The organism is Clostridium sp. CM74B_53 (assembly GCF_036318045.1).
GTDB lineage: Bacteria > Bacillota > Clostridia > Lachnospirales > Lachnospiraceae > Pilosibacter.
This window is the reverse complement of record NZ_JAWQDE010000002.1, coordinates 151,122-164,995: the sequence shown is the minus strand read 5'-3', so window position 1 is coordinate 164,995 and position 13,874 is coordinate 151,122. Positions and strand designations below refer to the sequence as shown.

Here is a 13,874-nt window from a genome sequence, read left to right as displayed (position 1 = left end):
GATATTTCTGATCGATCAGGAGGAAAGAAAACAGATGGCACAATATACGGAAAAAGCCCAGGAGGCGCTCGTTCTTGCCGGTGAAGCGGCGGAGGATATGGGGTCCCATGTGATCGGGACGGAGCACATCCTGGTGGGGCTCATTGAGGAGGGAAGCGGAACCGCTGCCATGGTCCTCGAGGCCAATGAGGTGAAGCTCGACAGACTGCTCGCTCTTGTGGAGCAGCTTGTCTCTTCCTATCAGAACACAGCCACCAAAGAACGCGATGGCTACACGCCGAGCGCGAGACATGTGCTGGAAAACAGCTATAAAGAGGCGGTGAGGTTCCATGCGCCGTTAATCGGGACGGAACACATCCTGATGGCGTTACTGAAAGAATCGGACTGTGTGGCGGTCCGCCTGTTAAATACACTGAATATCAACATCCAGAAGGTCTATATCGATCTTTTATCCGCGATGGGAGAGGATGGAAACGCAGGAAAAGAGGAACTGGCTCAGGGACGCCAGCCGCGGGGCGGACAGAGTGCGACTCCGACGCTTGACGCGTACAGCCGCGATCTCACGGTTCTCGCAAAAGAGGGAAAACTGGATCCGGTCATCGGCAGGGAGAAGGAGATCCGCCGCGTGATCCAGATCCTGAGCAGAAGAACGAAGAATAACCCGTGTCTGATCGGAGAACCGGGCGTCGGAAAGACAGCCGTGATCGAAGGTCTCGCGCAGCTCATCGCTTCCGGTGATGTTCCGGACACGATCCGCGGAAAACGCGTGGTGATCCTGGATCTCTCCGGAATGGTTGCAGGATCCAAATACCGCGGCGAGTTCGAGGAGCGGATCAAAAATGTGATCAGTGAGGTGACCGAGGCGGAGAATGTCCTGCTCTTTATCGATGAGATCCACACGATCATCGGTGCAGGCGGAGCGGAAGGCGCACTGGATGCGTCGAATATCTTAAAACCGTCCCTTGCCCGCGGTGAGATCCAGCTGATCGGCGCGACGACGATCGAGGAATACCGGAAATATATCGAAAAAGACGCGGCTCTGGAGCGCAGGTTCCAGCCGGTGACTGTGGAGGAGCCGACGGAGGACGAGGCGGTCCAGATCTTAAAGGGACTCCGCCCGAAATATGAGGAGCATCATCATGTGACGATCACAGATGCGGCGTTAAAGGCAGCAGTCCGCCTTTCTGCCCGCTACATCAATGACCGGTTCCTGCCGGACAAGGCGATCGATGTAGTCGATGAGGCGGCCTCCAAGACGAGACTCACGGTCTATGTGGAGCCGAAGGGCATCAAGACACTCGAGGAGGACATCAGAAAGCTCGAGAAAGAGAAAGAGGACGCGATCCGCAGCGAGGCATACGAGCTCGCCGGTGAGATCAAGAAGAAACAGGCTTCGAAGCGGGAGAAGATCCGCAAGATGAAGGAAAAGTGGGAGAGTGAGAAGGAGAGCAGGCAGCTGACTGTGGACGAGAACGACATTGCGGATGTGATCTCCGGATGGACAAAGATCCCGGTGAGCAAGCTCGCAGAGGGAGAGACAGAACGTCTCTTAAAACTGGAATCCATTCTCCATGAGCGCGTGGTCGGACAGGACGAGGCGGTTGTTGCCGTCGCGAAGGCGATCCGTCGCGGAAGAGTCGGATTGAAAGACCCGAAGCGCCCGATCGGCTCCTTCTTATTCCTCGGACCGACCGGAGTCGGAAAGACGGAGCTCTGCAAAGCACTTGCGGAGGCAATGTTCGGAACGGAAAATGCCCTGATCCGTGTTGATATGTCGGAGTATATGGAGAAACACAGTGTTTCCAAGATGATCGGATCCCCGCCAGGATATGTCGGATACGAGGGAGGCGGACAGTTAAGCGAAAAAGTCCGCAGAAATCCGTATTCTGTGATCCTTTTTGATGAGGTGGAGAAAGCCCATCCGGATGTGTTCAATATCCTTCTGCAGGTGCTGGATGACGGTCATATCACGGATTCCCAGGGCCATAAGATTGATTTCAAGAATACGGTCATCATCATGACATCCAATGCCGGTGCTGAGAACATCATCGCGCCGAAGCAGCTCGGATTCATGTCCCAGGACGATGAGAAAGTGCGCTATCAGCGCATGAAGACCGGAGTCATGGACGAGGTGAAACGGATGTTCAAGCCGGAATTCTTAAACAGGATCGATGATACGATCGTGTTCCACCCGCTGACGAAGGATCACATGAAGGAGATCGTGACGATCCTCTTAAATATCCTCGAAAAGCGGACAAAGAGCCAGATGACTATCCGCTTAAATGTCGGTGATGACGTGAAGGAATACCTTGTCGAGAAAGGATACGATGAGAAATATGGCGCGAGACCGTTGAAGCGCACGATCCAGAATCTCATTGAAGATAAGCTCGCGGAGCTCGTCCTGGAAGGAAAAGTCCGGGAGGGAGATTCCGTGAAGATCACCTGTAAGGACGGAGAACTGAAATTTTCTGCAAGACATCCACAAACTGCTGGAAAAACTTCCGCCAGTGTGGTAAAATCATAGGCACGACGATGCAGTGATGACCTGGTCCGGTAATCAGATCCCTGCAGCATTTACAACAGTGAAGGGGAGAAAGCCCTCTGTTGAAATACACAAAAGGAGAGTAAGCACTATGTCAGTAATCAACGAACTGATCCGTACAGAGGCAAACGGGACATTAAGTTTCGGAAACTACAGCCTCGCAGCAAAATCTAAAGTAGAAGACTTCGAGCACGAAGGTGATCTTTATAAAGTTAAGACGTTTAAGGAAATCACAAAGTTAGAGAGAAACGGAATGTTCGTTTATGAGTCTGTTCCGGGAACTGCTGTAAAGGATTTTGCAGTGACCGATACAACAGTGACATTCAAAGTCGAAGGATTTGAGGATGCCCAGATCACAGTACAGTTAGAGGATGACTGCGAGTATGAGGTTTTCGAGGACGGCGTTGGCGTCGGCGGTATGAAGACAAATATGAGCGGTAAACTGAGCCTTTCTGTTGAACTTAATGAGGGCAGAGAAGTAGAGGTCAAGATCGTTCGCAAGTAAATAGGAAAATCAGAAATCACTGTCCGGACAGGATATGGACGGCAGTATCACAGAGCGCTCCGGGGATACACTTCGGAGCGTTTCCTGTACAGGGAGAATATCGTGGCAAAAGCAAGAAATACAGCTTTTTTCTGTAAAGAGTGCGGCTATGAGTCCGCAAAATGGCTCGGACAATGTCCGGTGTGCAAGGAATGGAATACATTTGTCGAGGAACCGGTTGCCCAGACGAAAAAAGCGCCGGCCGGACAGATCAATGCGGTCGGAGCCGGAAAGACGGCGGTCCCGGTCCACATCTCGGAGATTTCTTTGGAGGAGCAGGACAGGACGCCTACGGGCTTTGGAGAGCTTGACAGAGTTCTTGGAAGCGGGATCGTAAAGGGAAGTCTTGTGCTGGTCGGAGGAGATCCGGGAATCGGGAAATCGACGCTGCTTTTACAGGTCTGCAGAAACCTTGCAGGGGCCGGAAAACGGGTCCTCTATATTTCCGGAGAGGAATCGTTAAAGCAGATCAAGATGCGTGCGAACCGCATCGGGGAGATTTCGGGAGATCTTCTGTTTTTATGCGAGACAAATCTCGACACGATCCACAGCGCGATCGAGCGCGCAAAGCCGGATGTGGTGATCATCGACTCGATCCAGACAATGTTCCGGGAAGATATCTCGTCGGCACCTGGAAGCGTGAGCCAGGTCCGGGAATCGACAAATCTCCTGATGCAGATCGCAAAGGGATACGGGATCACGATCTTTATCGTCGGCCATGTGACAAAAGAGGGCGTTGTCGCGGGACCGCGTGTGCTGGAACATATGGTGGATACGGTTCTCTACTTTGAGGGAGACCGGAATGACGCATACCGGGTCCTCAGGGCAGTAAAAAACCGTTTCGGGTCCACGAACGAGATCGGTGTGTTTGAGATGGAAGAAAAAGGACTTTCCGAGGTGCTAAATCCGTCGGAGATGCTGATCTCCGGGCGTCCGAAGGAAGCGTCTGGGGCGGTGGTAGCCTGTTCATTGGAGGGAACGCGACCGATCCTCCTGGAGGTCCAGGCGCTCGTGACAGCGACGAATTTCGGAATGGCAAGACGGACGGCGAACGGCGTCGATTACAACCGGATCAACATTTTACTCGCGATCCTGGAAAAGCGATGCGGGTATGCGATGAGCCGGTATGACGCCTATGTGAATATCGCGGGCGGAATGAAGATGAACGAACCGGCGCTGGATCTCGCCGTTGTGATGGCGCTTGTGTCGAGCTTTAAGAACCGGGAGGTGGATCCGGGGATGCTGATCTTCGGGGAAGTCGGTCTTTCCGGCGAAGTCCGCGGAGTCTCCCAGGCGGCCCAGCGTGTGTCGGAGGCGATCAAGATGGGCTTTACAAGCTGTCTGCTCCCGAAATCAAATCTGGAGAAGTTAAAGGATGAGAAACGGATCAGACTGATCGGGGTGGAGAATGTGAGAGAGGCGATCCAGCTGATCTGATCGGAAAAGTACGGAGGATGCGGTAATGCTTTGAGCGGAAAAGGATCGGTCTGCAGGTTAGCATAAGGCAGCTGATTTTTTCGCTCGAAGTGCCGGATACAAAAATATAAGAAATTTTCAAATTAGTGTTGACAATTAAAACATTTCATGCTACTATAATGGAGCATTAAGTGATGCGCAACAAAATATAGGGGAATAGTTCAATGGTAGAGCAGCGGTCTCCAAAACCGTAGATGGGGGTTCGAGCCCCTCTTCCCCTGCTTCTGATGTACCGGAAAAATTATTTTTCCGGTTATTTTTTTATCCTGAAAGAGGTGCGGGATCTGAATGAAGAATTTATCGGAGCAATTCACAAAGAAACGCCGGCGCATCCAGGGCGCCGCATGGCGGAGACTGGACAACACGGCAAAACTTTTTGCGGCAGTGTCCGGAGAAGATCTGAGCAGTGTATTCCGGATCTCGGCGAATCTGAAGGAGCCGGTGGATCAGGAACTTCTCCACAGAGCCTTGCTCCTGACACTCCCGGAATTTGAAAATTTCCGGGTGAAGCTTCGGAAGGGATTTTTCTGGTACTATTTCGAGACGAACGACCGGGATCCTGTGATCGAGAAAGAGCAGAGCGCACCGTGCCGGTTTATCGATCCACATCGTGCGGCGAGATTTCCGTTTCGTGTCAGCTACTTCGGAAACCGCATCAATTTTGAGGTTTTCCACGGGCTGACAGACGGACTCGGAGCTCTCCGGTTTGCCTCGCGGCTGACGGAGCATTATCTGGAGTTAAAGAAAAATCTTCCGGTTATCACGGAAGAAAAAGAATTTTCTCCATTAAAAGAGGATGATTATCTCCGCTATTACAGAAAATTACCGAAACGCCACTATGAGAGCGAACCGGCACTTCAGGTAAGTGGGGAATTTCTTCCGTTTGACCAGATGGGGATCTTAAAGGGAACACTGCAGGTCGCGGATCTAAAAGCACAGTGCCGGAAATACGGGGTCAGTATCACAAAATACCTGGCAGCAGCACTTCTATGGTCTGTCATCCGGACAGAGACGGACGGGAAGAACCTGAAAAAACCGGCAGCGCTCAATCTTCCGGTCAATCTGCGGAGCTTTTTTGACTCGGAGACGCTCGCAAATTTTTTTGCGGTAGTCAATATCTCCTGGCCGAAAGGCAGGGCGCCGGAGAACTTCCGGGAGGTCCTCACAAACGTCAGTCGTCAGATGGACGAACAGATCGTGAAGGAGCGACTGGAGGAGACGATCTCCTACAATGTATCCAACGAGAAAAAGTGGTATGTGAGGGCGATCCCTCTGTTTATCAAGCATCTGGCGATGGAACTGATCTTCCTTCGCACAAGCCGCGCCCATACGATGACCTTTTCCAACATCGGCCCTGCAAAGATCCGGGAAGATCTGAGAGAGGATGTTGAGGATTTTGAGCTTCTCGTCGGTGCATCTCCGAAGCAGCGGATGAAATGCGGGGCGGTAGCTTACGATGGAAAGCTCTGCCTGGCGTTTACGAGTGCAATGGCAGAGAATCGTCTGCCGGAAGTGTTTTTCCGTTTCCTGGAAGATCAGGGGATCCCGGTGGAGCAGGAGAGCAACGGGATCACAGACCGGGAACATGATAAAGGACGGTATCCGGTGATCGCACAGGACCGCAGAAAGATCAAAAAGGCTGTCCGGATGTTTTATCTTTCGCTGGTGTTCGTTTCGGTCCTTGCGGGGATCGTAAATCTTGCAACCTACCGGCAGATCCCGTTTAAATGGTCACTCCTGACCGCGGGCGCCGCTGCCTATGTGGCGATGACATTAAAATTTTCCGTGATGCGCCATGCAAGCCTTTCCGGGATCCTTGTCAGGCAGTGTCTGGGGATCCAGGCGATCCTGCTTCTGATCGACACGCTGACGGGACTGCATGGCTGGTCGGTGGACTATGCGATCCCGTGCGTTGTCTTATTTGAAGTGGCGGCGATCCTGCTCATGATGCTCGTGAACCGACTGAACTGGCAGAGCTATTTTATGTACCAGATCGCGATCACGGTTTTAAGCTTTATCCCGCTGATCTTCTGGAAGATCGGCTGGACGAGGCATCCGCTGCTCACAGTGCTTTCTGTGGTGATCTCGGTGGCAGCGCTTCTTGCCACGGTGCTGCTCGGGGACAGGAGTGTGAAACGGGAATTGCGGCGGAGATTTCATGTGTGATAGATGAGGAAAAGGAACAGACAGGAAAGGAATGAAACATGAGCCGAAAAGAAGTCAGCATGATCGGGAATCTGACCAGGGATATGATGAGAGATGTCATGGAGACATCTTTAAAAAAGCCGATCCAGACCGGAGAATTCCGAAAGAATCCGGTGGAACCGGCATGGCGGTGCCCGAATGATTATATCTATGAACTGATCCCGACAGGGAAATTCGTGATGGAATATTTAAAGCCGAAGCAGGCGGTCACTGGGCGGGTGATCCTGCAGCTCCACGGCGGCGGATATATCGGTCCGATGAAGAACATTTACCGGCGGTTTGCGGTTAAATATTCGGAACTGGGGTTCGGGGCGGATGTCCTGACTCCTGACTACCGGGTCGCACCGGAGCATCCGTTTCCGGCGGCACTCGAGGATGCAGTCTATGCCTACAAATGGCTTTTAAATGAAAAAATATACGATCCGGAACAGATCGTGGTTGCCGGAGATTCCGCGGGAGGCGGACTTGCCCTCGCGCTCTGTCTCTACGCAAAGGATCATGCGCTTCCGCTCCCGGCTGGGATCATCACGATGTCCCCTTGGACGGATGTGACGCTCAGCGGGGCTTCGTATGAGGAGAATTATACGATCGACCCATTGTTTGGAAATTCGAAAGAAAATATGCTCTACCAGTGCAGCTATATCGGGGATGATGATCCGAAGGACCCGTATCTGTCCCCGCTGTTTGGAAATTTTGAGGGCTTTCCTCCGATGCTCATGCAGGTGGGCTCCTATGAGGTCCTTCTTGATGACACGCGGGAAGCTGCGAAGAAAGCGAGAGCAGAGGGCGTAAAAGTCCGCTGTTCCGTCTACGACGGTATGTTCCACGTCTTCCAGATGGGACTCGACCTGATCCCGGAGAGCCGAGAGGCTTGGGAAGAGGTCGGAGAGTACCTGCGGATCGTTTACCGGATCCACAGGGATCAGGAAGGAAAGGTCGTAAAGAAGGTAAAGACGAGGCGGAAAGATACGGAGGAGCGGGCGAAACTGAATTTGCTGGCTTTTTTGAAGAGAGAATTGAAATAATGATATTTACAGGGAAGGTCGCTTAACCGAAAGGGGAGAGCGGCCTTTTTATGACATGAAATGCGAACTGCCGGAAAATGCTGACTTATAAAATCCGGCTCTTTTCCTTGCGTTTTTTTTCTGCACCTCGTATAATAAAAATTAACGGTTTTATAACAAAAACTGATAAAACAAATTGGAGGGAAACAAATGAGTCTCGAAAAATTTTTCCATCTCAAGGAAAACAACACGACTGTTAAGACCGAGATCATGGCCGGTGTGACGTCATTTATGACGATGGCGTATATCCTGGCGGTAAACCCGAACATCCTCGCAGCGGCGGGAATGGATCACGGCGCGGTCTTCACGGCGACAGCGGTGGCATCCTTCATCGGAACACTCTGTATGGCACTCTTTGCGAACTACCCATTCGCTCTGGCACCTGGAATGGGTCTGAACGCGTACTTTGCCTACACGGTCGTTCTCGGAATGGGGTATTCCTGGGAAGTTGCCCTTGCGGCAGTTCTCACAGAAGGTATCATCTTCATTATCCTTTCCTGCTTTAACATCAGGGAAGCGATCTTCAACGCGATTCCGTTCAACTTAAAGAAAGCGGTCAGCGTCGGAATCGGACTTTTTATCACATTCCTCGGTCTTCAGAACGCGAAGATCGTGATCGGAAGCTCCACGCTCGTCAGCCTGTTCTCCATCAGCGGATATAACAGCACACTTGCAGACGGACTCACAGCATCCATGAGCGATGCCGGGATCACGGTTCTCCTTGCGATCTTCGGAGTTCTGATCACAGGAATTCTGATTGTGAAGAATGTAAAGGGAAATATCCTCTGGGGAATCCTGATCACCTGGATCCTCGGTATCATCTGCCAGTTTGCCGGCGTGTATGTTCCGAATCCGGATCTCGGTTTCTACAACCTGCTCCCGGATTTCTCAAACGGAATTTCGATCCCGAGCCTGGCACCGATCATGTTCAAGTTCAGCTTAAAGGGCGTTCCGGTCCTTGAGTTCATCGTGATCGTGTTCGCGTTCCTCTTTGTTGACCTCTTTGATACACTCGGAACGCTCATCGGTGTATCTGCGAAGGCAGACATGCTGGACGCTGACGGAAAGCTCCCGAGGATCAAGGGCGCGCTCCTTGCGGATGCAGTCGGAACAACCTGCGGCGCATGTCTTGGTACTTCCACAGTCACAACGTTCGTGGAGAGTGCTTCCGGCGTAACTGAGGGAGGAAGAACAGGACTTACATCCCTGACAACAGCGGTTCTCTTCCTGTTATCCCTGCTCCTGTCCCCGATCTTTTTAGCGATCCCGTCCTTTGCGACAGCTCCGGCTCTGATCACCGTAGGTTTCTACATGATCGGCTCCGTATCTGAGATCGATTTCAAGGACCCGGCAGACGGAATCCCTGCATTCCTCTGCATCATCGCGATGCCGTTCTTCTACAGCATCTCCGAGGGAATCTCCATGGGAGTTATCTCTTATGTTGTAATGAACCTCTTCGCAGGAAAGAAGGAGAAGATCACTCCGGTCATGTACATCCTGGCCGTGCTCTTTATCTTAAAGTACATTCTGATGTAATAACATCATAGACAACTCACAAAAAGCCGGATATATAGATGGATAAAAAACGCCATTTATGTATTCGGCTTTCGGTTACTATGCATTTGCAGAAACTTGCTGATAAGGAGTTCCTGCAGATTAAGACATCAGACAACTACCTGCCTTTTCTGTGACAAATGACAAAAATTGTCATAAACTTAACAAAAAGATGGTGACATCTGTCGATTGACGCTCAACTCCGGATATGGTATAAATGTATAATCGTAGGCAGTATGGAAACATTTCCGAACCATTTCATATATTGGAATGTTAGAAACCATTGCTGTTCACGATTCGCAAAAAGGGTTTATGGAATCAGGTATTTGACATCTGTGGGTTTAACAAAAAGGAGTTTGAGAACTATGATGAAACAGAAAAAAGTAAAATTTGCGTCTGCAGACGAGGCAAAGGAGTTTGTGAGCATTGCCAGCGGCTGTGATTTTGATGTGAATGTATTTTATAACCGTATGATCATTGATGCGAAGTCTCTTCTCGGAGTATTGAGCCTTGATCTTACAAAGATCCTCACCGTTGAGTTCGACGGCGAGAACATACCGTTCGAGGAGTTCCTCGAGAGAAAGAATCCGATGCACGCGGTAGCGTAACGGATCGAAGAAAAAACGAAGAGGCAGCGGCTGTACAAAACGTATGGCTGGCTGCTTTTTTTACGCGAACAATGAGCCAAAGTCCGCGCGCGAGAGACTTTGGCGATTGTCGCGATAACAAGGGGAAACTCGCGAAGCGTGTTTTCACTTGTTTGTACCCGGAGTTTACAGCTTTGTTCTGGAATGTTATACTTGCAAAAGACATGAAATATGGAAACATCAGCAGCGATTCAGAGCCTGCAGTTCTGGTATTTTCTGCGGACGGCGCAGGAGATGTGCAGATATATTTGATTTACGAAAATGAAAGGGAGCGCATGTGATGAGCGAGGAAAATAAAAGATCGATCCGGATCTCGGTCCGGAATCTGGTGGAGTTTGTTCTGCGCTCCGGAGATATCGACAACCGAAGGTCCGGGAACGCCCAGAAGGATGCGATGCTGGCCGGGGGACGGATCCACAGGAAGATCCAGAAACGGATGGGATCCGGATACCGGGCGGAGGTCCCGCTGAAACATGAAGTCACGGATGACGAGCAGGAGATCGTTCTTTCGGTGGAAGGCCGGGCGGACGGGATCTTCACGGAAAACGGGATCACGGTGATCGACGAGATCAAGGGCATGTATACGGATGTTGCGAGACTGGAAGCACCGATCGAAGTCCACCTCGCCCAGGCAATGTGCTACGGGTATTTCTACTGCTGCGACAAGGATTTGGACGGGATCCGCCTGCAGCTCACCTACTGCAATCTGGAGACGGAGGAGATCCGGCGGTTTCAGACCGACCGCTCAAAGGAAGAACTGGAACAGTGGTTTTCGGGCGTGGTCCATGAATATTTTAAATGGGCGAGATATCTCTACCACCATGAGCTGACTCGCGACGCATCGATCCGGAATCTGGAATTCCCATACCCGTACCGGGAGGGACAGAGAGACCTTGTGGTGTCTGTCTACCGCACGATCAGCCGGAAAAAGCGGCTTTTCATCCAGGCACCGACCGGGATCGGAAAGACGCTCTCCACGGTGTTCCCTGCGGTCCGCGCGATCGGGGAGGGAAAAGGCGATAAGCTGTTTTATCTGACCGCAAAGACGGTAACGAGGACGGTCGCTGAGGAAGCACTCCGGATCCTCCGGGGGAAGGGACTGATCTTTACTTCTGTGACGATCACGGCGAAGGAAAAGCTCTGCCCGCTGGAAAACTGCGAGTGCAATCCGGATGCATGCCCGTATGCGAAGGGACATTTTGACCGGGTGAACGAGGCTGTCTTTGACATCCTGCATCTGGAACAGGAGATGACGAGGGAGAAAATCCTGGAATATGCCGAAAAATATAAGGTATGCCCGTTTGAATACTGCCTTGATATTTCAAGCTGGACGGACGGGATCATCTGCGATTACAACTACGTGTTTGACCCGAATGTGCGCCTGAAAAGGTATTTTGCGGACGGGCAGACGGGGGAATATCTGTTCCTTGTGGACGAGGCGCATAATCTCGTCTCGCGGGCGCGGGAGATGTACAGTGCTGAGTTAAAAAAGGAAGATATTCTCACGGTAAAGCGCCTGACAAAGGGCAAAGCTCCGAAGCTTACGAAGGATCTCGAGAAGTGCAATCAGGTGATGCTTGCGATGAAGCGGGAATGCGAGACATGGCAGCTCTTATCGGATGTGACATCCCTGGCGGCAGCGGCGATGGCGGTCTTTTCGGATATGGAGACATTTCTGGAGGATTTTCCGGATTTTGAAGGGCGGGACGAGGTCCTTGACTTTTATTTTGGACTCCGGGATTTCCTGAATGTCTATGAGCTGTTGGATGATCATTACCGGATCTACGCGGAAAATGTGGGCGTTTCTTCCTTTAAAGTGCGGCTGTTCTGCGTGGATCCGTCCTCGAATCTTTCACTCTGCATGGCACAGGGGAACAGCACGATCCTGTTCTCAGCGACGATGCTGCCGATCCGGTATTACAAGACATTGCTCTCAGGAAATGAGGATGATTACGCGGTCTATGCGAACTCCCCGTTTGCGGAAGAGAAGCGGCTTCTCATGGTGGCGACGGATGTCAGCAGCCGGTATTCGAGGCGGAGTGCGAGTGAATACCGGAAGGTTGCGGAGTATATCCGGGAGGTTGTCCGGTCGAAGAACGGAAATTATATGGTGTTCTTTCCTTCCTACCAGTATATGGAGCAGGTCGAACAGGCTGTGGAGGAGCTGGATTTTCCGGCAGATCTTCTGGTGCAGGGACAGGGAATGAAGGAGCAGGAACGACAGGAATTTCTGGAAGAATTTGAGAAGAAACGGAATCATTCGCTGGCGGCCTTCTGCGTGATGGGCGGCGTGTTCTCGGAAGGAATTGATCTGAAGGAGGAACGTCTCATCGGCGCTGTGATCGTCGGAACGGGGCTTCCGATGGTCTGTGTGGAGCAGGAAGTCCTGCGCGGATATTTCGAGGAGAAAGAGGAGGCGGGCTTTGATTTTGCCTACCAGTATCCGGGGATGAATAAGGTTCTGCAGGCGGCAGGGCGCGTGATCCGGACCACGGAGGATGAGGGGATCATCCTGCTCCTCGATGACCGGTTCTTAAAGAGAGAATATCTGGAACTGTTTCCGAGAGAGTGGGAACATTTTCAGATGGTGAACCGGGGAAACGTGGGACAGTGCATGGAGGATTTCTGGGAGAGCAGAAAGTAAAAGAAAAAAGAGCCATGTCCGGCATGTAGTTGAGCGGGACATGACTCTTTTTGGTTTAATCCTACAGCATATCCATAAACTGCTTTGCAGCCTGGGAGACCGGAAGGTTCTCGTTGTGGACAACGACGAGCTGGCGGACCGGGAGAGTCTCGGAGAGCTTTAGGATAAAGAGCTGTTTTTCGTCCTCCGGGATACAGAAATCCGGGACGAAGGCGATCCCGAGGCCGATCCTTGCGAGGTCGATCAGAAGATCATTGCTGCTGAGCTCGATCTCCGGGACCAGGTCGAGATGGGATTTCTGGAACATGGAGTGTAAAAACTCGCTGGTTGTACTCTTGCGGTCGAGCATCATGATCGGATAATCGAGAAGCTCGGCGAGTGTGAAGGTCTTATCCTGCAGCGGGAAGTGCTCGGCGCTTGCGACGAAGACATCGCGGAATTCGCGGATGGCACGGACGCTGTGGGTGTTTAAGAGACCGGAGTTCGGGTAGTTTGTGATGATGAAATCTACCTGGCCGTTCTCTAAAATGTGGGCGCACTCGATCGAGGTGGAGTTTGTCACTTTGATGTGGACGTTCGGGTAGAGCTTGTGGAATTTATTTAAGTACGGGACCAGGAAATAGCGGCAGATCGTGTCGCTGGCGGCGATACGGAGCTGGCCGCCGTTTAAGGTGTTTGCCTCTAAGAGCTGGGTCTCGCCTTTGTGAATCAGGTTCATCGCCGGTTCGATATGTTTAAATAAGATATCGCCTTCCGGGGTGAGCTGGACGCGTTTTGTACTTCGGATGAAGAGGGTCTGGCCGAGCTTTTTCTCCAGGACCTTGACGGACTGGCTGACCGCGGACTGGGAGATGTAGAGGCATTTGGAGGCCTCGGAGAAGCTCAGGGTTTTTGCGACGTAGTAAAATACTTTATATAATTCGTAGTTGATATCCATTATTAGTCCTCCTAATGAAACAAGGTTATTTTATCATAGAATGGGGGATTTGAAAAGGGGGAAAAGGAAAATTGGTTGTTGCCTGCTGTTGCCAAATTGGTTGGCGGGCGGTGAGCATCCGGCCAGGAGTGCTGGGGATGCGGGGATGGTTCCTCTAACCTCCCGGGAGACTGCTAAGGGCGGAGAACAGCGGACACAACTCGCTTCGCTCAAACAAGTGTCCGCTGTTCTCCAACGCAGTCACCCGCGAGCTAAGAGGAA

General features: G+C 51.6%; 9 protein-coding genes and 1 tRNA gene. 9 read left to right on the top strand and 1 reads right to left on the bottom strand.

Going from position 1 to position 13,874, the window contains the following annotated elements:
- The first annotated feature begins 34 nt into the window (after nt 1-34).
- The 9 genes from V2546_RS02135 to V2546_RS02095 all read left to right on the top strand — a co-directional run bounded on the left by V2546_RS02135 (nt 35) and on the right by V2546_RS02095 (nt 12,676).
- Complete coding sequence (locus V2546_RS02135) at nt 35-2,524, top strand: ATP-dependent Clp protease ATP-binding subunit (protein WP_118529928.1); 2,490 nt, start codon at nt 35-37, stop codon at nt 2,522-2,524.
- Nucleotides 2,525-2,633: 109 nt separating this feature from the next.
- Nucleotides 2,634-3,047: an endosialidase gene (locus V2546_RS02130; RefSeq protein WP_118298430.1), complete on the top strand. Its 414-nt coding sequence runs from the start codon at nt 2,634-2,636 to the stop codon at nt 3,045-3,047.
- Nucleotides 3,048-3,149: 102 nt separating this feature from the next.
- The gene (gene radA, locus V2546_RS02125) at nt 3,150-4,523 is read left to right on the top strand and encodes a DNA repair protein RadA (protein ID WP_118298431.1); all 1,374 of its coding nucleotides are present in this window, start codon (nt 3,150-3,152) and stop codon (nt 4,521-4,523) included.
- A 189-nt stretch (nt 4,524-4,712) separates the two neighbouring features.
- A tRNA-Trp gene (locus V2546_RS02120) sits at nt 4,713-4,783 on the top strand.
- A gap of 67 nt (nt 4,784-4,850) precedes the next feature.
- Entirely contained in the window at nt 4,851-6,728 is a 1,878-nt protein-coding gene (locus tag V2546_RS02115) for a DUF6320 domain-containing protein (protein ID WP_215702777.1), read from the top strand.
- Nucleotides 6,729-6,766: 38 nt separating this feature from the next.
- Nucleotides 6,767-7,792: an alpha/beta hydrolase gene (locus V2546_RS02110; protein WP_329751424.1), complete on the top strand. Its 1,026-nt coding sequence runs from the start codon at nt 6,767-6,769 to the stop codon at nt 7,790-7,792.
- 189 nt (nt 7,793-7,981) lie between these two features.
- A complete protein-coding gene (locus tag V2546_RS02105) occupies nt 7,982-9,367 on the top strand; it encodes an NCS2 family permease (RefSeq protein ID WP_118529730.1) in 1,386 nt (461 codons plus the stop codon).
- Between the two features lie 383 nt (nt 9,368-9,750).
- Entirely contained in the window at nt 9,751-9,993 is a 243-nt protein-coding gene (locus tag V2546_RS02100) for an HPr family phosphocarrier protein (RefSeq protein WP_486463547.1), read from the top strand.
- Between the two features lie 319 nt (nt 9,994-10,312).
- Nucleotides 10,313-12,676 carry an ATP-dependent DNA helicase gene (locus V2546_RS02095; RefSeq protein WP_118514338.1) on the top strand — a complete coding sequence of 788 codons (2,364 nt, stop codon included), beginning with the start codon at nt 10,313-10,315 and terminating at the stop codon, nt 12,674-12,676.
- A gap of 61 nt (nt 12,677-12,737) precedes the next feature.
- Here the strand turns inward: V2546_RS02095 and V2546_RS02090 are convergent, their stop codons facing one another.
- Entirely contained in the window at nt 12,738-13,613 is an 876-nt protein-coding gene (locus tag V2546_RS02090; RefSeq protein ID WP_142411683.1) for a LysR family transcriptional regulator, read from the bottom strand.
- Between the last annotated feature and the right edge of the window lie 261 nt (nt 13,614-13,874).

Coding starts and splice junctions, on each gene's coding strand:
- V2546_RS02135 (WP_118529928.1), top strand. CDS start 35: ATGGCACAATATACGGAAAAAGCCCAGGAGGCGCTCGTTCTTGCCGGT.
- V2546_RS02130 (WP_118298430.1), top strand. CDS start 2,634: ATGTCAGTAATCAACGAACTGATCCGTACAGAGGCAAACGGGACATTA.
- V2546_RS02115 (WP_215702777.1), top strand. CDS start 4,851: ATGAAGAATTTATCGGAGCAATTCACAAAGAAACGCCGGCGCATCCAG.
- V2546_RS02110 (WP_329751424.1), top strand. CDS start 6,767: ATGAGCCGAAAAGAAGTCAGCATGATCGGGAATCTGACCAGGGATATG.
- V2546_RS02105 (WP_118529730.1), top strand. CDS start 7,982: ATGAGTCTCGAAAAATTTTTCCATCTCAAGGAAAACAACACGACTGTT.
- V2546_RS02100 (WP_486463547.1), top strand. CDS start 9,751: ATGATGAAACAGAAAAAAGTAAAATTTGCGTCTGCAGACGAGGCAAAG.
- V2546_RS02095 (WP_118514338.1), top strand. CDS start 10,313: ATGAGCGAGGAAAATAAAAGATCGATCCGGATCTCGGTCCGGAATCTG.
- V2546_RS02090 (WP_142411683.1), bottom strand. CDS start 13,613: ATGGATATCAACTACGAATTATATAAAGTATTTTACTACGTCGCAAAA.